The organism is Ammoniphilus resinae (assembly GCF_017873965.1).
GTDB classification, from domain to species: domain Bacteria; phylum Bacillota; class Bacilli; order Aneurinibacillales; family RAOX-1; genus Ammoniphilus_A; species Ammoniphilus_A resinae.
On sequence record NZ_JAGGKT010000002.1, the window covers coordinates 99,429 to 122,998 of the forward strand.

The 23,570-nt window shown below is 42.9% G+C and carries 22 protein-coding genes; 19 read left to right on the plus strand and 3 right to left on the minus strand.

Annotated features, from left to right (window positions below):
- The first annotated feature begins 81 nt into the window (after window positions 1-81).
- Both uvsE and araD read left to right on the plus strand, forming a co-directional pair.
- Window positions 82-1,050: a UV DNA damage repair endonuclease UvsE gene (uvsE, locus tag J2Z37_RS04485; protein WP_209809034.1), complete on the plus strand. Its 969-nt coding sequence runs from the start codon at window positions 82-84 to the stop codon at window positions 1,048-1,050.
- A 156-nt stretch (window positions 1,051-1,206) separates the two neighbouring features.
- The gene (gene araD, locus J2Z37_RS04490; RefSeq protein WP_209809035.1) at window positions 1,207-2,955 is read left to right on the plus strand and encodes an L-arabinonate dehydratase; all 1,749 of its coding nucleotides are present in this window, start codon (window positions 1,207-1,209) and stop codon (window positions 2,953-2,955) included.
- A gap of 47 nt (window positions 2,956-3,002) precedes the next feature.
- On the opposite strand, the gene J2Z37_RS04495 is transcribed toward araD, so the two are convergent.
- On the minus strand, window positions 3,003-4,421 hold the full coding sequence (locus J2Z37_RS04495; RefSeq protein ID WP_209809036.1) for an Nramp family divalent metal transporter: 1,419 nt from the start codon (window positions 4,419-4,421) through the stop codon (window positions 3,003-3,005).
- A 165-nt stretch (window positions 4,422-4,586) separates the two neighbouring features.
- Between J2Z37_RS04495 and J2Z37_RS04500 the strand changes: the two genes are divergently transcribed.
- Window positions 4,587-4,820, plus strand: coding sequence for an excisionase family DNA-binding protein (locus tag J2Z37_RS04500; RefSeq protein ID WP_209809037.1), 234 nt, complete (start codon window positions 4,587-4,589; stop codon window positions 4,818-4,820).
- Between the two features lie 43 nt (window positions 4,821-4,863).
- On the opposite strand, the gene J2Z37_RS04505 is transcribed toward J2Z37_RS04500, so the two are convergent.
- Together J2Z37_RS04505 and J2Z37_RS04510 are read right to left on the minus strand one after the other, a co-directional pair.
- On the minus strand, window positions 4,864-5,187 hold the full coding sequence (locus J2Z37_RS04505; protein WP_209809038.1) for an alpha/beta-type small acid-soluble spore protein: 324 nt from the start codon (window positions 5,185-5,187) through the stop codon (window positions 4,864-4,866).
- A 667-nt stretch (window positions 5,188-5,854) separates the two neighbouring features.
- Entirely contained in the window at window positions 5,855-6,715 is an 861-nt protein-coding gene (locus J2Z37_RS04510; protein ID WP_209809039.1) for an MSCRAMM family protein, read from the minus strand.
- Window positions 6,716-6,920: 205 nt separating this feature from the next.
- On the opposite strand from J2Z37_RS04510, the gene J2Z37_RS04515 reads away from it, so the two are divergent.
- The 16 genes from J2Z37_RS04515 (at window position 6,921) to J2Z37_RS04590 (ending at window position 23,567) form a co-directional block, all read left to right on the plus strand.
- On the plus strand, window positions 6,921-7,700 hold the full coding sequence (locus tag J2Z37_RS04515; protein ID WP_209809040.1) for a GT-D fold domain-containing protein: 780 nt from the start codon (window positions 6,921-6,923) through the stop codon (window positions 7,698-7,700).
- A 135-nt stretch (window positions 7,701-7,835) separates the two neighbouring features.
- The gene (locus tag J2Z37_RS04520) at window positions 7,836-9,197 is read left to right on the plus strand and encodes a S8 family peptidase (protein WP_209809514.1); all 1,362 of its coding nucleotides are present in this window, start codon (window positions 7,836-7,838) and stop codon (window positions 9,195-9,197) included.
- Window positions 9,198-9,483: 286 nt separating this feature from the next.
- The gene (locus J2Z37_RS04525; RefSeq protein WP_245203578.1) at window positions 9,484-10,194 is read left to right on the plus strand and encodes an SDR family oxidoreductase; all 711 of its coding nucleotides are present in this window, start codon (window positions 9,484-9,486) and stop codon (window positions 10,192-10,194) included.
- Between the two features lie 17 nt (window positions 10,195-10,211).
- Entirely contained in the window at window positions 10,212-10,982 is a 771-nt protein-coding gene (locus J2Z37_RS04530; RefSeq protein ID WP_209809041.1) for an SDR family NAD(P)-dependent oxidoreductase, read from the plus strand.
- A gap of 17 nt (window positions 10,983-10,999) precedes the next feature.
- Complete coding sequence (locus J2Z37_RS04535; protein WP_209809042.1) at window positions 11,000-11,815, plus strand: sugar phosphate isomerase/epimerase family protein; 816 nt, start codon at window positions 11,000-11,002, stop codon at window positions 11,813-11,815.
- A 144-nt stretch (window positions 11,816-11,959) separates the two neighbouring features.
- Window positions 11,960-12,325 carry a putative zinc-binding protein gene (locus tag J2Z37_RS04540; protein WP_209809043.1) on the plus strand — a complete coding sequence of 122 codons (366 nt, stop codon included), beginning with the start codon at window positions 11,960-11,962 and terminating at the stop codon, window positions 12,323-12,325.
- Window positions 12,326-12,605: 280 nt separating this feature from the next.
- Window positions 12,606-13,790 (plus strand): CaiB/BaiF CoA transferase family protein, encoded by a 1,185-nt coding sequence (locus tag J2Z37_RS04545; RefSeq protein ID WP_209809044.1) that lies wholly within the window; start codon window positions 12,606-12,608, stop codon window positions 13,788-13,790.
- Window positions 13,791-13,876: 86 nt separating this feature from the next.
- Complete coding sequence (locus J2Z37_RS04550) at window positions 13,877-14,935, plus strand: TRAP transporter substrate-binding protein (RefSeq protein ID WP_209809045.1); 1,059 nt, start codon at window positions 13,877-13,879, stop codon at window positions 14,933-14,935.
- A 16-nt stretch (window positions 14,936-14,951) separates the two neighbouring features.
- The gene (locus J2Z37_RS04555; RefSeq protein ID WP_209809046.1) at window positions 14,952-15,725 is read left to right on the plus strand and encodes an enoyl-CoA hydratase/isomerase family protein; all 774 of its coding nucleotides are present in this window, start codon (window positions 14,952-14,954) and stop codon (window positions 15,723-15,725) included.
- A gap of 12 nt (window positions 15,726-15,737) precedes the next feature.
- Window positions 15,738-16,874: a glycoside hydrolase family protein gene (locus J2Z37_RS04560; protein ID WP_209809047.1), complete on the plus strand. Its 1,137-nt coding sequence runs from the start codon at window positions 15,738-15,740 to the stop codon at window positions 16,872-16,874.
- Window positions 16,875-17,196: 322 nt separating this feature from the next.
- The gene (locus J2Z37_RS04565; RefSeq protein WP_245203608.1) at window positions 17,197-18,378 is read left to right on the plus strand and encodes an iron-containing alcohol dehydrogenase; all 1,182 of its coding nucleotides are present in this window, start codon (window positions 17,197-17,199) and stop codon (window positions 18,376-18,378) included.
- 362 nt (window positions 18,379-18,740) lie between these two features.
- Window positions 18,741-19,952, plus strand: coding sequence for a CaiB/BaiF CoA transferase family protein (locus J2Z37_RS04570; RefSeq protein ID WP_209809048.1), 1,212 nt, complete (start codon window positions 18,741-18,743; stop codon window positions 19,950-19,952).
- A gap of 136 nt (window positions 19,953-20,088) precedes the next feature.
- Window positions 20,089-21,156 (plus strand): isocitrate/isopropylmalate dehydrogenase family protein, encoded by a 1,068-nt coding sequence (locus tag J2Z37_RS04575; protein ID WP_209809049.1) that lies wholly within the window; start codon window positions 20,089-20,091, stop codon window positions 21,154-21,156.
- Between the two features lie 18 nt (window positions 21,157-21,174).
- Complete coding sequence (locus J2Z37_RS04580) at window positions 21,175-21,846, plus strand: GntR family transcriptional regulator (protein WP_209809050.1); 672 nt, start codon at window positions 21,175-21,177, stop codon at window positions 21,844-21,846.
- 90 nt (window positions 21,847-21,936) lie between these two features.
- Window positions 21,937-23,031, plus strand: coding sequence for a tripartite tricarboxylate transporter substrate binding protein (locus J2Z37_RS04585; RefSeq protein WP_245203579.1), 1,095 nt, complete (start codon window positions 21,937-21,939; stop codon window positions 23,029-23,031).
- A gap of 74 nt (window positions 23,032-23,105) precedes the next feature.
- Window positions 23,106-23,567: a tripartite tricarboxylate transporter TctB family protein gene (locus tag J2Z37_RS04590; RefSeq protein ID WP_209809052.1), complete on the plus strand. Its 462-nt coding sequence runs from the start codon at window positions 23,106-23,108 to the stop codon at window positions 23,565-23,567.
- Window positions 23,568-23,570: the final 3 nt, after the last annotated feature.

A 23,570-nucleotide genomic window follows, 5' to 3' on the forward strand; every position in this document is an offset into this window, starting at 1 on the left:
TTCCCAAATAATCATGCGATTTTTTAGCATAATACATAGGAAGAATAAATTGGATCATAAATTATCGAAGGCTGTGAAAATATGACCATTGTAAGGCTTGGCTATGTAGCGATGAGCGTGCATGTCAAAAACTGTTCACCTTCTCAAACGATGACTTTTTCTCAATTTTCTAAGATTGATTCACGGGAAGCGGCAATTGCTAAATTGGAACGGATTGCACGTTCCAATATCGAAAATTGCTTACGACTTCTCAAACACAACCTTGCCCACGATATTCAATTTTTCCGTTTAAGTTCCCGATTGATTCCATTGGCAACACACGAAGAGGTTGCAGATTGGGACTACTTGGCAGCTGTTTCAGAAACATTGGAAGAGTTGGGGAGGTTTGCCAATAAACATACTATGCGACTTGATTTCCATCCGGACCACTTTAATGTGATTAATACACCCAACGAAAAAGTATTTAAAGATACCATAAAAGGTCTTCGGTATCATCAAAAGTTAGTTCATGGGCTGGGCATGGATAATACTCATCGCTTAGTGCTGCATGTTGGCGGATTATATAATGATAAAAGCGCTGCATTAGAGCGTTTTATTTCAAATTGGAGTTTAGTTCCCAAGGATATTCAAAGCATGATCATGCTGGAAAATGACGACAAGTCATTTTCCCTCGGAGATACACTTTACTTGGGAGAAAAATTAGGGGTACCCGTCGTTTTTGATCTCCATCATCAAATGGCCAACCATGCAGAGGATGAACAATGGGAAAATGAATGGCAGCGGGTCATCGATACGTGGAGCCATTCTCCGCTCCCAATCAAAATGCACATCTCCAGTCCAAAAAGTGAAAAGGATTTTAGAGCACATGCTGACTTGATTAATCCTGAAATTTTCTTTCACTTCCTCGAAACGATCAAAGGGAGTGTTCCTCAACTGGATTGCATGATAGAAGCGAAGAAAAAAGATGAAGCTTTATTTCAACTCATGGAAGATGTCAAAAAGGTTTCTCATTTTGAAGTAATCGATGGGGCAAGCTTTAAGGTACTTTAGATATTGCCCCACCCCCCTCATCCCAAATTCCATTACGTTAGTGTGAATAATGTGAAAATGCTTTGCGAGTCAAACAACATATGGTATGATTGTTTTAAAGTTTTCTGTACATTGGGAATGGTACATATAGTTTGATGAGAGGGGATTTTTCAAATAATGACAGATCAATTAAAAATTAAAAAGTCGCCTGATACGCTGCGGAGCAAACGATGGTTAAAGAACAACGATTTCCGCAGCTTTAATCACCGTTCACGGATGATGCAGATGGGGTTCTCTCAAGAAGAATGGGATGGGCGTCCCATCATTGCGATTATCAACACCTATGCGGAAATTAATCCGTGCCATCACCATTTCAAGTATCGTGTGGATGATGTGAAACGGGGGATCAACCAAGCAGGAGGATTGCCGATTGAAATTCCTGCTATGTCTCTTTTTGAAGCAATGGTCAAGCCATCCGCACTGCTCTACCGAAACTTCCTGTCCATGGAAGTGGAAGAACTGCTAAGATGTTATCCCATTGACGGGGCTATTCTCATGGGTGGTTGTGATAAAACAACACCTGCGCTGCTTCTAGGTGCAACCAGTCTCAACATTCCATCGATTTTCATCCCTGCAGGGCCAATGCTCACAGGGAGATATCAAGGTAAGACACTTGGGTCCGGAACGGATGCCTTTAAATATTGGGATGATTACCGGGCAGGGGACTGTTCAGCTTGTGACTTAGAAAAAGTAGCCGGGGGAATCGGACGTAGTCCAGGTACCTGTATGACAATGGGTACGGCGAGTACGATGACAGCGATCGTTGAAGCCATTGGGATGTCGCTTCCTGGGGCATCTTCCATACCAGCTGTAGATACGAACCACAGTCGGATGTGTTCTGATGCGGGTAGACGGATTGTAGAGATGGTCTGGGAGGATTTGACCCCTGATAAGATTCAACAACGGAAAGCCTATGAAAATGCGATTGTGGTTGCGATGTCAATGGGTTGCTCCACCAATGCGATCATCCATTTGATTGCGATGGCTAGGCGTGCTGGTTGTGATATTGGGTTGGATGATTTCGAAAGAATCAGCCGCGAAGTCCCCGTCATTGCCAATATTCGTCCGAGCGGGAAGGAATACTTAATGGAAGATTTCTACTATGCCGGTGGTATTCTTGGGCTGATGAATCGCTTGAAGCCATTCCTGCATCTGGACCAGATCACGGTTTCAGGGAAAACAATTGGTGAGATTATTGAAGGTGGAGAAGTGTATAATGACGATGTCATCCGTCCATTAGACAATCCCATTTATAAAGAAGGGGCGCTGGCTGTCCTTAAGGGCAACTTGGCACCGAATGGCAGTGTGATTAAGGCAAGTGCAAGCAGTGAAAAATTCCTCAAACATACCGGACCCGCGCTTGTGTTTGATGATTATCCTGCTTATAAGGCTGTCATGGATTCGGATGACTTAGAAGTAACCGAAGATCATATCCTGATCGTGAGAAATATGGGTCCGAAAGGTGGGCCAGGAATGCCGGAGTGGGGGATGGTACCAATTCCAACCAAACTGGTTAAGCAAGGAGTTAGGGATATGCTTCGAATTTCCGATGCCAGAATGAGTGGAACAAGCTATGGCGCTTGTGTTCTTCATGTCTCCCCGGAATCCTATGTAGGTGGACCATTAGCATTTGTGCAGACTGGCGACATGGTTACCGTAGATGTCGAAGCACGTAAAATCCATCTAGAGATCTCTGACGAAGAGATGGAACGCAGAAAAGCTGCATGGGTGCAACCGCCTGCACGCTTCGAACGCGGGTTTGGCTGGATGTATTCCAATCATATCTTGCAAGCCGATGAAGGCTGTGATTTTGATTTCCTCCAAAAAGGGTTTGGGGCTCCGATCGGGGAACCGGATATTTTCTAATGATAGATGAAAAGGCGACAGGGATGAACCCTGCCGCCTTTTTTCTTCTAAAATTTAGGCATGAGCCCTAAAACATTTAGGAGAGTATAAACTCCAAGCAATACAATAGAGATACTACTTACAATAAGTAAAGCGTTGAACCAGCTTCCGCCGTACAATTCCGGATCGACTTCGGTTTTACGAAGATGCCAAACAGCTGCAACTACGGCGAGTAAGAAAATCCCGGTCATGACACCACCAATTTGAACCATTATGACCGGGGATTGGATGAAGAGGTAAACAATCCCCCACAAAATGGGATTTACCACCGTGAAGATCTTAAACCAACGCATCCGAGCAGCCGCATCTGACCAATTGAAAATCCCTATAATTGACAAAAAGTTCGTGTACATTCTGGCAAAACTGGCGGTTGTAGCCCACAAAGTTGAACCAAGCGCCGCGATGGCCCCGAGCAAAAACACAAAACTCGCCCACCCGCCAAGGATATCGGTATACATCCGTGAGAGTGTGGTAATCATTTCATTCCCTTGTGGGACTAGTCCCTGGGGATTGAGCACGGCTGCACCCATGATGAAGAAGGCCAATGTAGCAAAGGTGTAGATAATCCAAGAGAGAAATGCGTCCTTATACATTACCTTGATCCAGCCACGCGCCCGTTCTTTCCATGCTTCGGTGCCATCGTTCGGACCTACCCAGCGTCCATATCCTTTTTCTAAACACCAATAGGTGTAATAGGTCATTTCATCTGCACCCACACCGGTAATTCCGAACATTGCAATGGCCGCACCGATAACTCCTAAAGGTAAAGAAAGAGAAAGACCGCTTGCAATGTCATTCATATCGTAAGCGAATGGTGTAAACGGCAACCCTAGAGCAATCAAAATCGTTACAAAGGAGAATATGACGACGCTTACAAAAGCCCCGCGCTCAATCCGATTGTATTGGCTAGAATAAAGTAGAAGTATCGTAGCTGCGACAACAATGCCAACCCAAATCGCGGTAGATGTGAATCCTAACGGATCACCGCCGATCGGCATCATGATACTGAACGCGATCGCTGTTCCACCCACAATGCCACCTAGTTGCAGATATTTTGCGAGCATCAATACAACCCATAGCATATTGATCCACCCCACCCGGCCAAACTTCGGTGGAACTTTGTTGAAGCCCTCAAGGGCCGGTTGGCCGGTCACGAGGGTCCAGCGAGCGAGCTCGACCTGCACGGCGACCTTCACGAAGGTACTGAAAATGACTAACCATAAGAGCACAAAACCTGCTTGGGCGCCGAGGGTCGTGGTTGCAATCAGTTCTCCAGAGCCGACAATCCCAGCGCTGAGAATAAGGCCTGGTCCAAGATAACGAAAGCTTGGGCCCCAACCTTTGGGGGGATCCTTGATCCCATCAGAAGTTAGATGGTATGGATCTTGTTCCACCGCTGTGTTGGTATGATTTACATTTTGTGACACAAGTGATCTTCCTCCTTATTGGAATAGTAGGTTCAATTCATATTTAGTCTAATATCTCTCACTTATTCCAAATATTTGAACAGCGAGGACGAATTTTTTAAGCGAGATTATGTTTTTTCAATTAAACTAAGATAGATTAAGATCGATGTAGGGGTGACGGAAAAAGTGTATTTAACCATAGAGGAAACAGCTGAATATTTATCGGTTTCGGTACCATACGTGGAAAGTTTAATCTTACAGGGAAAGATACGAGTGTTGCATGACGGAGAAGGAGAAGTCTTGATATACAAGGATCAGTTTAATACCCATTTAGAGCAATTGGAGAAATATAAAAGGTTAGTCGAGGAGTTGGCCAACGAACCCATTCCGGAAGATCCGGACATAAAAGATGAGGATTAAGGTAAGAAAAAGGAGCCCTCAGGCTCCTTTTTGCGTCAGCAGATTAATGCAGTTGATTTTGGTTAAATTGGTTAAAGGACTCCTGCGGAATCTGGTAAGCAGGAAGGACCTGAGCCTGTTGCTGCAGGGTCTGCGCCACACGATTTTGATCATTAGCAGTTACCGACTGATCATTCCTCATGGATTGGTCCAGTCCTTGATTTGCCAACACCTGTTCTGCTAGATTAATCATCTTTCTCACCATCATACCGCCAACCATTCCGTTGACTCGAGACGGCAAAAGACCTTTGTCTATCTCATCATAGTTTGGTATTCCTAATTCAGAAGCAGTCTCACTTTTAAATTGATCCCACATTTGACCCTTCATTAGGCAACCCTCCATGATTTAGACATTGGACTGACACCTTATCAATATGGACCAATATCTATCTTATTAGACATAAAAAAAGCGCCCTAAAAGGGCGGTTCATGAATCCGATCATGAAAAGGAACTCAACAATGAGGATTTATATCTTGAGTATACCATGTTTTCCAAATTATTCATTATGAAAGTATTGGAAAATATTTCTTCGCATGTAGAAAATTTCGTGATAGAAAATGTTGATCAAATGGTGTATAGTAATAGTAAATCTAAACGGTTGTTTAGGTTTTGAGAGTGGAATTTAGGGCTGCCGGTTGTTGCTGGTGGCCTCTTTTTTATATCTAGGTTAATTTTATCTTTACCTTCATTTTTCCATACATCAAATGCTTTTTCTTTCGTTTTGTTTTTCGCTTTTTAGGAGATTTTTCCTTTACGTATCGTTTAGATTTCTCTGTGATTGATAGTTTTTGTCCAATTTTAAGAGGGTGTTCTAGTGTGAACCTTTTTCGAAAGGTACCATACCTTGTCTTCATGTGAATGGTAAATTTGAGACGAAAATTCAATATGGGTGGAATCTTCATCTGATCTTCTCGTTTCAAAGCTAAGTCGATTGCAACGTTTTCCCCATTTTCAACTGAAAAAAAAGAACTTGTTTCCGGTCTATAATACGGATTCATGGATTGGACACCTGCACCGTCGCACGAACAATGTAAGTTCCTGCTTCAACTGAGCCGAATAGGTAATAGCCATGGTTATTCGTTCGTGTAATATCAATCATTTTTTCCGTTCCATTGTTTATTCGAAAGAGGGCAACGGTCGCACCTGGTATAGGGTGACCGGATGATTTATCTGAAATCATTCCGCTGACGGTTCCTGTATTCTCAGTAGGATTCACAGGCAAATTTACGTTAATTGGAACGAACTCCTTACCAGCGATGCCGACAGAAGAACTATCGACCACTAAGAAACCAAGTTTTGCCGCGCGGATGAAATACACACCATCATCTAGGTCACCAAATAGAAAGTTTCCTAGCTGATTGCTCTTTGTGACAGCAACAATTGTATTTGTTGCATTTTCTCGTCTGATTAATTCCACGGTCACATTTGCAACCGGTTCATGTGCAGAATTTTGTATGGTTCCATATATAACATTGTTGTCAATTTTATGGTTTGGTAGGATGGTGATACTGATGCCTGTAATTGGTCTTTTGGATACCGTGACGGGCATACGTTCTGATGTGAGATATCCACTGCCACCTGCAACTAAGGAATAGGGTCCAAGAGGTACATTTGTAAACTCAAATTTCCCCGCCGGATTTGTAATATTATGTTCAATCACTTGATTGTTGGCATCAATTATTTGCACAACCACACCTGCTGCGGGTTTACCGTCGGGAAACTGAACGGCCCCGTTTATAACCCCAGTTTCTCTTTGAGGAATCCCTTCCAAGTGAATATTTGTTACTTCCTCCTCGTGACCATTCACTGTGATAGATGGACTTGATTGCAATTGATAGATATCTGTGATAGCCATACTATCCTCCTTGAACCTTGCCATGTGAAGAATGACATTATTACTATATTCAATACACTATGCAAAGGTATAGGGTATTGAAATAGCTCATACGCCCTTTTATCCACAATAAATATCATCTGAAATTGGGTTAACCTTCTACATTTCAAAAAATAGAATGGTATATGAAATGTTTTTATGAAGATCTTTCTGGTGGTGGAAAACGATGATTCTGGGAGCAAAAAAACGGCGGATTTTGATGGAAAGGCTGTACCGACGATCCGTGCTTGGACCTGAACAAGTATATGGCTTAATAAATCAATCTCTTAAAAACAAAGCAATCTCTGTCATTCGTCTAGGAGACGTGATGGCAAAATTATTATCAAAAAGGGATTTGTCCACGTTAAAAAAGGTTGCTCCCTTCTTGGGTATACCTTATCCTCCCGGGGCAAATCTACTTTCAGATCTTGACCGTTCTGTACGCCTCGCCGATGTGGTTGGAGTGACCTATTTTCCCAGAAGAGCCAGGCAGTTAGTAAAATTTATGAAGAAAAGGAAATGGAATCCGACGTATATAACCGACTCGTTTATCAATGACCTGATGTACGACCGCGGCTACCTCCATGCCCTCATTCGTGATCACAGGGTAGCTCTTGTTGGACGATCGGCAAAGGCTGCAGCCAAAAAACTGAAGAAACAAAACCTCCACATCGAACTAATTGTTGACCTAAACCATTATGATCACCTCCGCGAAGCCTATAGTGTGCTTAAAAAGAATAAGGACAAATGGGATATTGCCCTTGTAGGAGCCAGTGTCCCCGGGAGAATCCTCTGTGTTGCTTTAACGAAGCAGTTAAATAAAACTTCCTTTGAAATTGGCCATATGATGGATGCGTTAGCACATCCGAAGCAGTGGAAAAAACATCATGATCGTGCCAAGTTTAAAAAGCGCTGGATTCAAAAATTGGATAAGAAAATCCGTAATATTTCATTTCTAGAATATTAGTCCACATTTCCCCTGAAAAAGGGGTTTTTTAATGTCGTTCACTCGCCTCATTTCAAACAAAAGGGTATATACCGTTACCAATTCTATCAATCTTTCATAATTTATTTTAAAAGATTTGAAAGGAGATGAATTGTGTTGTTCGGTTACTCAATGGTTCAAATGGTGCGAACCCATGCACATAAGTTGGAGCGTCCATTAAGAGAACAAATTTTAAACCTTTATCAACCTTTTAAGTGGACACCTTGTTTTCTGCATCGGTTTTTCGAGGGAAGCATTAAGAAGATAAAGAAATTTTCGGTGATCATTGAGTTTGAAAATGACTGCTACGATATCGGCTGTAAAGAAGTCAACAAGATTATGAGTCGGCACATCAATAATAGATTGAAGACTCACTTTTCAGTTGTTTCTTGTTGTAGCGCGGAGATTACGCCAAATGGTTTAGAAGAAATGCTTTCTGGGTGTAGACATATTAAAAAGGTTTATATAAATAGAGAGGTACGGGCTCTTCTGGATGTGGCGGTTCCTTCAGCCCACGCGAAAAATATTTTCATCGACAATACGGAATTAACGGGTGAAGGAGTAACCATTGCAGTTATCGATACAGGAATCTATCCCCATCCCGATCTTTTAGGTAGAATACGAGAGTTTATAGACCTTGTTAATGGTCGAACTGAACCCTATGATGACAATGGTCACGGAACGCACTGTGCGGGAGATGCTGCTGGCAACGGTTTTGCGTCTTCATTCAAGTACGTGGGACCTGCTCCAAAAGCGGATTTAGTTGGGATAAAAGTGTTGGATAAGCTAGGCTCTGGCTCTCTTGACACGGTTATGCAAGGTGTTCAGTGGTGTATCGATTACAACGCTAACCCAGAGAACGCGGATAAAATCGATATCATCAGCATGTCCTTGGGAAGTACGGCAACATATGATGACCAGAAGGACGACCCCATGGTTCAAATCGTGGAAGCAGCTTGGGATGCAGGTATTGTTGTTGTGGTTGCCGCAGGAAATGAGGGACCGAATAAAGGAACCGTCGCTAGTCCTGGGATTAGTGATAAGGTCATTACCGTTGGAGCGCTTGATGACCGTGATACGGGCAGCACCTCGGATGGTATAAACAGAGACCCCCGCCTAGATGATGATGTAGCGGAGTTTTCGAGTAGAGGCCAAAGATCAGCTGGAGTGGCAAAGCCAGATATCTTAGCGCCAGGCGTAAATATTGTTTCCTTACGTTCGCCAAACTCCTATTTAGATAAATTGCAAAAATCGGCCCGAGTTGATGAAGATTATTGCATGTTGTCCGGGACCTCCATGGCAACCCCTATTTGTGCTGGTGTCGTTGCCTTAATGCTGCACCGAGATCCGAACCTACGTCCCGACGTCGTAAAGCAGAAATTGATGGCAGGCCCTGATTTGTGGACAGGGGAAGAATTTGATAAAGATATCTATGGTGCCGGCTATATTAATGCGGAACGGACCATTCGGATGATTTGAGTTAAGATGATCGGGGTCACCCTTGAAGGTGTTTCCCTTGAAATGCGGAATTTCGAGTAAACATCTCACAATAGGCAATCCAAAACCGACCAAACGGTCGTTTTTTTTGTTGCGGTTTCTGTTTAATTCCAGGTACTTAGTGGGAATGACAGCGTCTATTGATATATTATATAATAGAAGAATTAGTATATTCGTTTGACAATTGTAGTTATAGAGAGAAACTTTATCCCATATTTATCCCAAATTAAAATCTAGTCATCCTATCAATTTGAAGGGGGAACGGGGATTGGGCAATTCGATGAATGGAAAAGTGGTTATCATTACAGGCGGGAAGCGCGGAATCGGAAAATCGATGGCGGAGCTTCTTGCTAAGGAAGGGGCGGCCGTATGGGTGACAACGAGAGGAACGCAACACCCATTGCCAACGGAGTGCGTGAAACCAGGTCAAATCGTGGTAATCCAGTTGGACGTCACAAATGAAAGACAAGTTCGGAATGTGTTTCAACTGATCATCTCCCTCCACCAACGAATCGATGTATTAATCAACAATGCAGGAATCGGTGTATTTAAGCCTGTGGTCGACACTTCGTTGGAGGAATGGAACGAGGTAATACAAACCAATGTTACGGGCGTTTTCCTATGTTCCAGAGAAGCTTTCTTTTTTATGAAAGAACAAGGTGGGGGAAGAATTATCAATCTTTCCTCCGTTGCCGGATATCTCCCAATCCCTGAGAATGGCGCCTACGGTACTTCCAAATATGCGGTCAGAGGTTTTTCAGAGATTTTAAATGAAGAAGGAAAACCTTGGAACATTCGTGTATCGATTGTCAGTCCTGGCGCCGTGTTTACGGACATGAGTAAAGAAAGACCAGGCTTTCAACAGGGTGACATGCTGAGGCCGGAAGATGTCGCGGAAACGATCCTTGATATAGCCAAACGGCCTTTGCATGTACGGATTGATGAAGTGAAATTATTACCTTCCAGAGGTATTTTATAAAAAGGGGTTAGACATCTATGGAAAAGATTGCCATTGTAACTGGAGCTGGTCGAGGAATTGGTGCGGAAACTGCTAAACTCTTAGCAAAAAAGAATATGGCTGTAGCTGTGCTTGATCTTCATGAGGAAAATGCGATGGAAGTAGCCAGTCAGATCGAATGGGAAGGCGGGCAGGCTTTTGCATTTGGTTGTGATGTCGGAAAAAGAGAGGATGTGGAGCAAGCGATTGCGATTACCGAGAGAAAATGGGGAACCCCTTTGATCCTCGTTAATAATGCCGGTGTAGGTGGACCTTTTCATCGCGTCGATGAAGTAGATGATGAAGAATGGGAGTGGATTATGAATACCAATGTAAAAAGTGTATTCCTATTCACCAGAAATCTCCTTCCTAAAATGAAACAGGCCGGTTATGGTCGGATCATCAATGTGGCCTCCATTCAGGGACTCTTAGGTTCCTCATATTCTTCTACATACGTAGCAAGTAAACATGCAATGATAGGATATACTAAAACGATTGCAGCAGAATGGGGGAAATATGGAATTACATGCAATGCTATTTGTCCGGGGTATGTGAATACAAAACTGGGCGTTCGACAAGAAGATATTTCTGATTATTACAGACGTGTGATGGATAAATCCCCTGTTAAACGGGTAGCTGAACCTTTAGAAATTGCGGCCTTAATTGGGCATTTGGTTGGGGAACACGGCGGTTATATCAATGGGGCTTCCTATACGATCGATGGCGGTATATCCGCGCATGTGGGAATCACATCGGACTTGACAGAATAATAGGAGAGATGAACAAAATGAAGCTGTCTTGCCAGGAACACCTTGTTCCAGGAGATACATTAAAGTCAAAATTACATTGGTTGAAACAAAACCAATTTGATGGAATCGAGTTGTGGGCCTTTGATTTAAAAAGTAGAATTCCCTCGATTAAAGAAGCCTTTTCCCAATATAAAGCGGTTCAAATTAGTGCCCTATGTGGGGGTTATGATGGGAATTTAATGGACCTGCATAGTGAATCAAGGAACACAGCGATGATCGGAGTCAAGCAGCTTATTTGGATGGCAGCGGAAATTGGCGCACCCGGGATCATACTTGTTCCATCTTTCGGGACATCAAATGCTTTAGGTGTTTTAGGGACGCCCTATCAACTTCAGCGAGAAGAAGTAATTTCCTTTGCTGAAACCCTTAGCGAGCTTTCTGAAGAAGCAGAAAAAAACCACGTTAGGCTTTTCCTAGAACCGATTAACCGCTATGAAAGCTTTTGCTTCAACCAGGTAAAAGAGGTTGCTGAGGTTTGTAACATGGTTTCTTCTCCTTACCTCTCCATTTTGATCGATAGTTTTCATATGAATATAGAAGAAGACTCGATTAAAAGAACTATTAAACAGTACGATTCTTTGATTGGATATGTCCATTTGGCTGACTCCAACCGACTCGTGCCGGGATATGGCCATGTCGATTTCCCTGAACTGTTTCGCACACTACAAACGGTCGGCTACGATGGATTTGTAACTCTTGAATGCTTCATTCGAAATTCACAGGAAATAATCGATGCGCGTGATTTAGTTAGAAAGTGGATCTCTCCTCAAATTTCCGCCCCGTTAAAGGTTTAGTGATGTGATGCATTAGTCAAATGGAATGTGGCAAGACTGTGGCAATTTTTTGATAAAAACGTGAAGTTGATCACGGTCAAATCTGAAAGCCAGGGTTAAAATAATAATTACATTTTCAAATAACCCAATAGAAGGTGTTCAAAGATGAATGAAAAAGATTTGCCACTTGTTTATTCCTGTTCAGGATGTTCTTCCGCTGCGCAAACAGCCAACACGATCGCGATCCGTATGGACCGCGCGAAAATTGCTGAGATGTCCTGTATTGCCGGAGTGGGTGGTGATGTCAAACCCCTAGTCAAAACCGCAAAATCCGGCCGCGACATCATTGCCATCGATGGATGTTATCTAGCCTGTAGTAAAAGTTGTTTAGCAAGACATGATGTAGTTCCCAAGCATCATTTCGTGCTAACTGACTTTGACGTACCCAAAGTGCAAGGTGAGGATCCCAACCCGGATCTTTGTACGAGTGCATATGATAAAATTATGGAACAAATTGGGGAAGAAGTTTAATAGAAAGTCACATGAAGGTGGGCATCGTATGGTGCTCGCTTTTTTCATGGTAATTACATATCGAATTAATATTTTTAATATTTATATTCGTTTTATTATTATTGACATTATGTATATATTAAAATAACATAATAGTCATAACATTAATTTGTTTAAGTAAGCGCAAAAATGTATACGTATTCATTAAAACATGGGAGTTGAGGATTATAGTCACTATCATTTAAGAAGATTTTAGGAACTACATTTGACCCCTAGTGATTAAAGTACAAGGAGACATGATATGTTACTTAAAAATTATAAAGTACTAAGCTTCACACATTTTTTGCAAGGACCGTCGGCCGTGCAGATGTTGGCAGATTTGGGTGCGGACGTCATTAAGGTAGAGTCATTAAATGGGGCCTTTGAGCGGAATTGGTCAGGTTTGAACGCATTTATTGATGATGTAAGTGTTTTCTTCTTATTAGGTAACCGAAACCAGCGCAGTCTATCGGTCGATCTCCGCTCCGAACAAGGAAAGGAAATTATTTATCGTCTAGTAAAAGAAACAGATGTGATTGTTGAAAACTTTAGACCAGGCGTCATGGATCGATTAGGTTTGGGTTATGAAACTTTGAAAGAGATCAATCCTCGCCTTGTATACTGTTCCTGCACAGGTTACGGCTCCGATGGGCCTTACAGGGATCGTCCGGGACAAGACCTGCTGATTCAAGCTTTAAGCGGGATTACCCGAATGAATGGTAGAAAAACAGATCCCCCCACACCTGTTGGGTATGCCACGGTTGACCAACATTCAGCAGCGCTTAGTGCATTTGGAATCCTTGCTGCTCTGTTGGATCGCGAAAAAACCGGTCAAGGGCATAAAGTAGATGCGAGCTTATTAAATGCCGCTTTAGATATTCAAATTGAACCCCTCAATTACTTTTTAAATATGGGACATTTATGGGATCGCGGGGAAAATGGTTTGAATACACACCACGAAGCCCCTTATGGGATCTATCAAACCTTGGATGGATGGATCGGAATTTCCTTGAATCCTATACCTCGATTACTTCAAGTATTTGAGAATAGCGGGTTAGAGAATTATTCGATTGAGGATCAAAGCCTAAAAAGGGAAGAAATTAATCGGATTATGGTAGAAGAAGTCAAAAAGAGAAAGACAGAGGATTGGTTTAAAATATTCCAAGAAGCTGGCATTTGGCACGCTCCGGTGAATAGCTATGAAGATGTCCAAACAGATCCGCAAGTACAGTGGAACAATATGATCAGCACGATTCAGCATCCTCGAATTGGTGACTTGCGTTTACTTAGTCATCCTTTACGCTACGATGGACAAACACCGGAAATTAAAAAAGCTCCACCTGAGCTTGGAGAGCATACGAAACAAATCCTATTAGAATATGGATATTCGGAAAAAGAAGTGGAAGAACTTCTTCATACAAATGTAGTACGTGCGTATCAAGAATAAAGTGATAGTTGAAGCAAATGAATGTAAGTGAGGCATTTAGTCAATTGGGATGCTTGGATTCCAATGTAAAAATAGGGGGAAATATCATGAAAAAAATGTTATCAGCTTTTGTACTGGTCCCCACACTAGCCATGGGGACGATCCTCTCGGGTTGCGGAAACCAATCCGAAGCAACAAATTCAAATACAACTAGTTCTTCAAAAGGTACAAAGTCCAATAGTACACCAGAAAAAGTCGTAGAATTGAATATTGGTCACACCCTTTCTCCGGAAAGTCATTGGAACCTGACGGCCCTTAAATTAAAAGAACTAGTTGAGGCCAAATCCAATGGATCGATGATAGTTAACGTTTTCCCTCAGTCACAACTTGGCGGGGAAGTGAAGATGATCCAGGCTTTGCGGACGGGAACGCAAGCACTGGTGTTCACTGCACAGGCCACTTTAGCAAATACGGTACCGGAATATAGTATTTTTGATTTACCTTATCTATTTGACGACATTGATCAAGCAAATCAAGTGTTAAGAGGAGAAGCCGGGGATCTCTTTTTAGATATGCTTCCCAAATACGATTTAGTTGGGCTTGGCTGGACGGCTACGATGGAGCGGGATGTATTTTCAAATAAACCGATTGAAAAAGTTGATGATATGAGTGGTTTTAAGATCCGTATTATGCAGGCGCCAGGGTATGTAAAGGCATATGAAGCTCTGGGAGCGCAACCTACACCAATGGCCTATTCTGAAGTGTACCTATCCTTACAACAAGGAGTTGTAGATGGAGCAGATACTTCTCCCGATCAGTTTATCATGGATAAATTTATAGAAGTAGCAAAATATTTTAATCTTACTCATGTCCATTATCTTCCAACCGTTGCTTTAGCCTCTAAAAAAGTTTGGGACAACTTAACACCAGAACAACAGAAAATATTGCAAGAATCCATGGATGAAGCATCGGAATTTGGAGTGAAAGAATATAAGAAGCAATATGATGAGGGAATTGAAAAAATGGAGGAAGCAGGGGTCACAGTTGTTGAAACCGATACAGAATCACTGAAAGATGCCTCCGAAAAAGTTCATGATGAATTGATCAAAGAAATTCCAGACGGACAGAAGCTATTTGATGCCATACAAGAAGCAAAGAAAGGTTGATAAGGTGGGATAAACCATGAATTTCGTTCATTTAAAAACTCTAAAGGTTGAAAACATCGAACAAATAGCCGTTATTTCACTAAGTCAACCAGAGAAACTAAATATCCTAACAGGTGAATGTTTTGAAGAAATGAATGTGGTATTAACTGCGTTGAAAAACAACAATCAAATAAAAGTACTAGTTATTACTGGTGCTGGGGAGAAGGCATTTTGTGCCGGGAGCGATGTTCGCGAATTAGCAGATTTGGAACCTGTCGAAGCCTATGAAAGAATGCAGCTAGGGCATAAGATGAATCTTCGAATCCACGAATTTCCAAAACCGATTATTGCTATGGTAAATGGCTATGCCCTAGGTGGAGGGTTTGAACTAGCATTGGCCTGTGATTTAATCATGGCATCAGAGAAGGCAAAATTTGGGTTCCCGGAAATCAGTTTAAATACCTTCCCAGGATGGGGAGGGACACAAATGGCTGTCAAAAAGATGGGATTGAATCGAGCTAAAGAATTCATCCTGACCGGTCATTATTATTCGGCAAAGGAATGCTCCGATTTTGGCTTTATTAACCAGATTGTTTCACCAGAAAATTTATTTGAAGAAACGATGCGTATTGCGCAAGCCATGGCATCAAAAGAATCTTACTGTTTAACTTTCGCAAAAGATTGTATCAACCGTGCGGACGAATTGGATTTGGCGAATGGGTTTAATTATGAAGCGCAAGCATACGCTGTTAATTTCAGCATGGAACATCGTAAAGTCGGATTCACAAACTTCCTCAATCGAAAAAAATAAGGAGTTGTTTGAATGCAAAACGAAAGGTATAGAAAAGCATATCAGCAAATTCTTGAAGGGATAAAAATGACAGCTGCTGATATAGGAAATGAATTTCCGCATTATGCGAACGGAGATACAGGAAAGTGGACTTGCTCACCGGCAGGGGATTGGACAGGAGGGTATTGGAATGGCATGTTGTGGCTAGCTGCTGCCACTACGAAAGATCCCCAATACGTAGAATGGGCACATAAATGGACGGAACTACTTAAATGTCGAATAGACTCCCAAACTGTTTTTCGAGGATTTTTATTCTATTATGGCGCGGCATTGGGAAGTATTCTGCTAGAAGATCATCAAGGAAGGGAAATTGCTGTTCTTTCGGCAAAATCTATCGCTAAATCCTTTAATCCAAATGCGGGCCTCATTCCTCTTGGTATGGAGGCAGAAGAGGCGGGGAATGTTGGGATTGCGGAAACGAATATTGATGGAGTTAGTGCAACCCCATTATTGCTATGGGCAGCAAAGGAAACAGGGGATGCAACACTCGCGAACATTGCCATTCGCCATGCTCTGAAAAATAGGGATTTAAGTATTCGGGAAGATGGCTCTGTTTGTCAATCGGCCTCCTTTGATCCATCAGGCAACTTGGTCAAAAGGTACACACACAAGGGCTTCTCCGACGAGAGTACCTGGGGACGTGCACAGGCTTGGGCTATGATGCACTATACGGTGGGATACCTATGGGCAAAAGAAGAAAGACAATTGTTAGAAACAGCGATACATGTATCCGATTGGTGGGTCAATCACTTACCTGAAGATGGTGTAGCTTTTTGGGATTTTGATGATCCTGCTATCCCCAATACTAATCGTGATACTTCTGCAACGGCTATAGGTGCGTCCGCTCTATTAAAGTTAAGTTCATTGATAAATGACAAAGAAAAAAGTGCAGTATATAGATCAACGGCAGTTAAATCGATTAATCATCTCGTTTCCAATTATTTAGTCCCCGAACATGAACAGGATCAAAGAAGACCAGGCATGCTGCTAGGAGGATGTTTTAATAAAAAATTAGGTGTTGCCACGGACAACGAATTAATTTGGGGAAGTTATTATTTGTTTGATAGCTTGTGTTGTTTACTTGGTTATTTAAAACCTAATAAATATTAATTTTTTATTAAGTGGGGGATTTCAATTCATGTTTTAACCGTTAACGGTCCAACTGCTAGGGCCTTTTGAAATCCCCCTTTTTAGGTCTTCGACCGGACTGTGGATATAGCAAAAGATCCCCCATCTAGTTAGGTAGAATGAACCGATCGGGTACTTCCGCATTCTTATAATCTCTTATTTTTCACCATTCCTTTTTTCATAATTCCGATATTCTTTAAATATAATTCTAAAGTAGACAAGAGAGCAAATTCTTATCCTCCATTGGAAGGTTCATAGAGATGGTCTCCAACTACTTTACTTGTTTTAATTTTATTTGAATCTAATGAAAGGGGAAAATCCATTGAATCTATTAAACCGAAGCTTTCGCTATGAACTCCCAACAGACATTGTATTTGGTGTCAATACCGTAGAGCAACTACCGATTCATATCAAGGCCTTAAAAGGATCGAAGGTTTTTATCGTGACTGATCCAGGAGTGGTGCAAGCAGGAATTTTGGACAAGGTAACAAGTATTTTAGGGGAACAGGAGATTTCCTATGAGGTTTTCTCTGAGGTTGATCGTGAACCTGATGTGCACACCATTATTCGGGCAACGGAGCAAGCCAAACTCGTTCAAGCGGATCTGGTGATTGGGGTTGGTGGAGGGAGTTCGCTAGATGCTGCAAAAGCCATTGCTGTTATGGTTAAAAATGAAGGGGTGGTTACCCAATATGCTGGCCTTAATCAAATTCCGAACGCAGGTATTCCCTTAATCTGTATTCCTACAACATCCGGTACGGGAAGTGAAGTGACGATTTGGTGCGTCATCTCTGATAAAGCAAACCATCGAAAACATCCGATAGGCGGAAAAGTACTAGCACCAACCCTTGCTGTCTGTGATCCTGCACTCACACTAACTTTGCCTGCTTCGATAACCGCTGCCACAGGTCTTGACGCATTAACACATGCCTTGGAATGTTATGTTAATAAAATAACCCAACCCATTTCCATGGCTCTTGCCAGGGAAAGCATGCGACTGATCGCCAAGAGTTTAAGAACTGCGGTGACCCAAGGGGATCATTTGGAAGCTCGTTCAGATATGATGATTGCCAGTACGATGGCCGCAATGGCATTTAATCCGACCCGGTTGGGCTTAGCACATGCCCTTGCCATGCCATTAGGAGGAAAATATAATATCCCGCACGGGATGGTCAATGCGATTGTATTACCACAAGTGATGGAATATAACTTAATCAGTAATTTAGAAGCTTTCAAGGAGATTGCCGAGATCTTTGGAGAAAACACCGAAGGGTTATCTCTCCGTGAAGCAGCAGCATTATCCATTAAAGCAATTCGTCAATTGAACCAAGATATTGGAATTCCTGCTGGATTAAGAGAGTATGGAGTGAGTGAAGATGATTTGGATGAAATTGCCGAGGAAGGAATGGAAAGCGGGAACATTCTCGTCAATCCAAGGAAGGCTGGTCCCGAAGATTTAAAAGAGATTGTGAGAAGATCAATATAGTGTGGTAGAGTGACCCTGATTCTTTGAAAAAAAAAATCGGGGTCTTCCCATTGGGGAAAAGTTTTCCGTTATTTGTCTTTACCTTATTAAAGATGTCCAGATAACGGAAGAATTTTCCTCTATCTAAGGTTGTAATCGTTTTCAAATAATAAGAGATCACTCATAACGGAAATTCTTTCCGCTATTCCACATTTTTTAAAGCGATTATTTAGATTAACGGAAAAGTTTTCCGTTAAACTCATCCAACTCCAGAAATAACTGCTGCCTCCCTGCGCTTTTTCTAATGAATATTCCAACCCTATCCACGTATGCTTTAGTATCACAAGCCCTTACTCTCAAATCATTAAAGAAGGAGTGTTGAAATGATAGCGTTGAAAGGAGTTAAAATTTTAGACTTGACGCAATTTCTCGCTGGGCCGTATTGTACGATGGTTTTGGCGGATTTTGGAGCGGAGGTCATTAAGATTGAAAAGTTTCCAGATGGGGATGACTCGCGGAGGACGAGGCCGTATATTAACAATGAAAGTATGCCGTCAGCGATGCCAAATCGAAATAAAAAGAGTCTTGCTATAGACTTGAAGAGTGAAAAAGGGAAGGAAATATTTTTAAAGCTTGCCAAAGAGGCAGACATCATAACTGAAAACTTCCGCCCAGGTGTAACAAAAAAGTTAGGCATTGACTATGATGCTATTCATCAGTTCAACCCGGGGATTATTTATTGTTCAATTTCGGGCTTTGGACAAACAGGACCCTATAGTAAGAAAGGTGGCTTTGATATTATCGCCCAGGGGATCACCGGTTTTATGACGATGACGGGGCATCCAGACAGCAGGCCGGCCAAAGTGGGGATTGCGATTAACGATATTGCTGCCGGGTCTGCCGCGCTTTATTCGATCTTAGCAGCCTATATTCATAAGCTGCAAACGGGCGAGGGGCAGTATATCGATACCTCTTTGGTAGAGGCCGGATTGGCATGGACGGTTTGGGAACAGGGAGCTTATTTCGGCTCGGGTGAAGTTCCAACTGCAACAGGTACCAGGCATCGACGATCCACGCCTTATCAGGCCTACCGGACTAGCGATGGTTATGTCACCGTTGGGGCAGGGACGCAAAGGCTGTGGGAGCGTTTTTGTCAAGATGTGGTTGTTAAGCCGGAATGGATACAGGATGTTAGATATGCCGATTTGAAAAATCGAATGGAAAACATTGATGAACTGGAAAGAGACATTGAGGAAGTTTTAACGAAGGATAGCACTGCTTACTGGGTTAAAAAACTAGATGCTGCGGGAATTCCGGGAGGACCTGTTTACACTTATGATCAAACGTTAAGTGATCCACACCTCCTCGCAAGAGAGATGGTTGTTGACTTAAAACATCCGATTATGGGGGATATCAAAACGATTGGAGTCCCGGTGAAGTTATCAAAAACACCGATGGCCATACGGTCAGCTGCTCCCTGGCTTGGTCAACACACAACAGAGGTTTTAAAAGGAATGAAATTTTCTGAGGAGGAGATTGAACGGTTTTACGCGGATGGGGTTGTTTATAGGAAATATCCGGGACAAGGGGGCTGAGTAATCAGTCTCTTTTAATTTACAAAAAATACTGAAAATTCCGTTGACAAATGAAGCCCTAGAATTTATATTTGGGTTAAGCGGTATACCACCTCGGTATACCATTAAACTCATGAAAAGGGGGTTTGTTTTATCCATGTACCAACTTGGTATCTTAAAAGGAGATGACATTGGACTCGAGGTCGTTCCCGCAGCGGTACAAGTGCTTCAAGCAGCGTTGCAAGGATTTCCGGATGTTCAAGTGAAATGGGCGGATCTCCCTGTCGGCTACCCCTCCTACTTACAAAATGGAGAAACACTGCCACAGCATACGATGGAGGCACTGAAAAGTATGGACGGCTGGATCTTGGGCCCGATCGGTCACGCCGCCTATCCAAAAAATGATCCGAAGGCTATTAACCCACATCCGATCATCCGCAGAGTATTCGATCTTCATAGCAATATCCGCCCTAGTCGATCTTACCCCAGTGTGACCTCTATCCATAAAAACGTTGATTTGATTCTTGTTCGTGAGAATAATGAAGGCTTTCAGCCTGACCGCAATCTTTTTGCTGGAAGTGGAGAATTTATGCCAAATCCCGATTTAGCCATGTCTGTTCGAGTGATCTCGCGGAGAAATTCCGAGGCGGTAGCCGAAACTGCTTTCCGTTTAGCACAGAAGAGAAAGAAGAAAGTATCGGTATTACATAAAAACACTGTCTTTAAGCTAGGCTGTGGTTTGTTTGTAGAAAGCTGTCGCAATATCGGTGAAAAATTTCCAGAAGTGGAATATGAAGAAATTCATGTCGATACGGCCGCAGCTCTTTTAGTCATGAATCCGCAGAAGTTTGACGTCCTGGTTACCACGAATATGTTTGGTGACATCTTAAGCGATCTCACATCAGGCTTAGTTGGTGGATTGGGGATGGCCCCTGGGCTATGCATCGGACCGAAGTATTCGATGGCGCAAGCCACGCACGGTTCCGCACCGGATATTGCCGGTAAACAGCTGGCCAATCCATATGCGATGATCATGTCTGGGAAGATGCTGATTGAGTGGCTGGGGATTAAATACAATGATTCCTCCCTCATGATGGCGGCACAGAGGATTGATGAAGCGGTGTCCACCGTGATCGAATTAGGAACAGTGACTCCGGATATGGGTGGGAAGGCAATGACGAGAGAAATGACCGAAGCCATTTGTGCTAGTCTTGAGAAAAATTGAAAGACAAAGGAGGTTGCAGTGGAAAACCAGCAGATTAAAAAGGAGTTTGTATTTGAACGGCTGCATGAGATGATCGTCAATGGCTATTTCCGCCCAGGTGAGAGCCTGAGTGAGAGGGAAATTGCCGAAAGGTTTGGTGTTAGCCGTACCCCTGTCCGTGAGGCTTTTCGCAAAATGGAGAAGGATGGCATTGTGCTTTATGAACCGAAAAAGGGGGTGACAATTCCTTCTTTCTCCACTGAGGAAATCGTCAAGCTATACGATGTTAGAGAATACCTCGAAGGGTTAGCTGCACGTTTGCTGGCAGAAAAGAAGAATGAGCAAGCGGTAAGTGAGTTGAGAAAAAATATTGAGCAAGCGGAAAAGGCTGCGAAAGAGAACGACGGAAAATGGCAAGCGGTAATCAATGGGCATTTTCATTTGATGATTCTTGAAGGTTCGGAAAATCCTTATTTGTTGCATGCCTATCAAGGATTACGTTCGAAGATAAGCTTGATGCGTTCGACTTCTCTTTCCTTTCAAGACCGATTGATCACCAATCTGCAAGATCATCGACAGATCTATGATGCCATTGCCCATGGGGATGCGAGTCGAGCAGAAGAGGCGGCTCGCCAGCATGTGCGGAACAGTATGAAATCCACCTTATCCAAGCTTCGAACGGAGTCAAAAAGTAAATATTATTATGGCTAGATGTCGGAATAAACAGACTAATATAACGTAAAATCAACTAGATTTGCCTGAAATAAAAAGCGTTATCAAATTTGGAGGAGGGTCATGATGATGCTTAAAAAGAAGAGTTGGGCAATGGTTCTGTTAACAGGGATATTGTCGTTGAGCTTGACGGCTTGTGGAGGTGGCGGAGGAACTGCTCCTGCGACCTCAGATCCGAAACCCGCGGAAAATAAGGCGAGTGCTCCAAAAGAAGAAGCGAAGCCAGCACCTGCACCGGCGCCAACTTCGACATATCCGGAGAAACCAATTACGGTGATTGCCCCATCAGGCGCTGGCGGGGGATTGGACATCGCTTCAAGAACCATGATCAAGGCGTTGGCTGATACCGGTCTTGTGAAGCAATCGATGTCCGTTGAAAATAAGCCTGGGGGAGGCCAGGCGGTTGGACTCGCTGAATTTGTCACAAAAGATCCAAAGAATGAACATAAGCTAAACGTCATGTCACCACCATTGATTATTAACAATCTAAGAAAAGAAGGCAACAGCCCACACTCCTTTAGGGATATGACTCCTCTTGCCCGACTCTATAGCGATTATGAAGTAATTGCAGTTAAATCCGAATCCAAATATCAGGATTTGAAATCATTAATGGATGACATCGAAGCAAATCCAGATAAGGTAACAGTTGTGGGCGGATCAGGTCCCGGGTCGCAAGATCACTTAAACGTGATGTTTCTTGCGGATGCAGTCGGCATAGAACCGAAGTCCATCAAATACATTTCCTATGACGGTGGCGGTGAAGCGATGACCGCTCTGCTTGGCGATAATGGAGACGTGCTTACATCGGATACGGCTGGCCTTGGGGATTTCGTGAAAGCTGGAAAGGTAAGAGTCCTCGGCGTATCGGCACCGGAACGTTTGGATGGTGAGTTCAAGGACATCCCAACTTATAAGGAACAGGGATTTGACGTGGAATACTACAACTGGCGCGGGGTATTTGGGGTCAAAGATATGTCACCGGAGGTTGTTAAGTATTGGGATGAAACGCTGAAGTCCTTGTCTGGATCAGAAGAATGGAAAAAGGTTGGGGAGACAAGTGGATGGGTTCCGGGACACCTTGGTGCTGAAGAGTTCAAAGCGTTCCTGGAAGAACAAGAGACGATGTTTAAAAAGATCCTCGAGTCTCTTGAGATGCTGAAGTAGTAGGAAAGTAAAACTGGGGAAAGGAAGGAGGGCTTTTCCTTCCTTTTCTCCTGAATCAAATGAGGAGGTATAGAGTGAATAAAACGTTTGACCGGTACGCAAGCATCGCCTTCCTTGCCATCGGGATTCTGTTTATTATCGAGAGCCGAAAGATTACAGCTAGCGCGTATGGTAGTGAAGTGGGACCCAATATTTTCCCTCTAGGATTGGGGTTGGTCTTGGTTGTCCTCAGCCTCCGCTTATTGTATGAAACCTTTAAGTACCAACAAACAGAAAAGAGGAGGAGCAGCCTCGATTACAAAAGATTTGGCATTATTTTTGTCGCTGCATTTGTATATTGCTACTTTCTTGAAGACATTGGTTATGTCTTGTCCACCTTTTTGTTCCTATTGATTGGTTTTCAAACCATGCAGCAAGGAAAAATCTGGTCGTCGATTTTGATTTCCGGAGGATTTTCATTTGGCGTCTATTATCTTTTTGTGGAGGTGTTGAAAGGCTCACTGCCGGGGCTTCCCACATGGCTGGGTCTATCATAAGGA

What these genes read in the sequence shown, in the direction of transcription:
- J2Z37_RS04575 (WP_209809049.1), top strand. Translation starts at nt 20,089, where the DNA reads ATGTACCAACTTGGTATCTTAAAAGGAGATGACATTGGACTCGAGGTC.
- J2Z37_RS04505 (WP_209809038.1), bottom strand. Translation starts at nt 5,187, where the DNA reads ATGAAGGGTCAAATGTGGGATCAATTTAAAAGTGAGACTGCTTCTGAA.
- J2Z37_RS04550 (WP_209809045.1), top strand. Translation starts at nt 13,877, where the DNA reads ATGAAAAAAATGTTATCAGCTTTTGTACTGGTCCCCACACTAGCCATG.
- J2Z37_RS04560 (WP_209809047.1), top strand. Translation starts at nt 15,738, where the DNA reads ATGCAAAACGAAAGGTATAGAAAAGCATATCAGCAAATTCTTGAAGGG.
- uvsE (WP_209809034.1), top strand. Translation starts at nt 82, where the DNA reads ATGACCATTGTAAGGCTTGGCTATGTAGCGATGAGCGTGCATGTCAAA.
- J2Z37_RS04530 (WP_209809041.1), top strand. Translation starts at nt 10,212, where the DNA reads ATGGAAAAGATTGCCATTGTAACTGGAGCTGGTCGAGGAATTGGTGCG.
- J2Z37_RS04555 (WP_209809046.1), top strand. Translation starts at nt 14,952, where the DNA reads ATGAATTTCGTTCATTTAAAAACTCTAAAGGTTGAAAACATCGAACAA.
- J2Z37_RS04570 (WP_209809048.1), top strand. Translation starts at nt 18,741, where the DNA reads ATGATAGCGTTGAAAGGAGTTAAAATTTTAGACTTGACGCAATTTCTC.
- J2Z37_RS04510 (WP_209809039.1), bottom strand. Translation starts at nt 6,715, where the DNA reads ATGGCTATCACAGATATCTATCAATTGCAATCAAGTCCATCTATCACA.
- J2Z37_RS04565 (WP_245203608.1), top strand. Translation starts at nt 17,197, where the DNA reads ATGAAAGGGGAAAATCCATTGAATCTATTAAACCGAAGCTTTCGCTAT.
- araD (WP_209809035.1), top strand. Translation starts at nt 1,207, where the DNA reads ATGACAGATCAATTAAAAATTAAAAAGTCGCCTGATACGCTGCGGAGC.
- J2Z37_RS04585 (WP_245203579.1), top strand. Translation starts at nt 21,937, where the DNA reads ATGCTTAAAAAGAAGAGTTGGGCAATGGTTCTGTTAACAGGGATATTG.
- J2Z37_RS04540 (WP_209809043.1), top strand. Translation starts at nt 11,960, where the DNA reads ATGAATGAAAAAGATTTGCCACTTGTTTATTCCTGTTCAGGATGTTCT.
- J2Z37_RS04515 (WP_209809040.1), top strand. Translation starts at nt 6,921, where the DNA reads ATGATTCTGGGAGCAAAAAAACGGCGGATTTTGATGGAAAGGCTGTAC.
- J2Z37_RS04535 (WP_209809042.1), top strand. Translation starts at nt 11,000, where the DNA reads ATGAAGCTGTCTTGCCAGGAACACCTTGTTCCAGGAGATACATTAAAG.
- J2Z37_RS04545 (WP_209809044.1), top strand. Translation starts at nt 12,606, where the DNA reads ATGTTACTTAAAAATTATAAAGTACTAAGCTTCACACATTTTTTGCAA.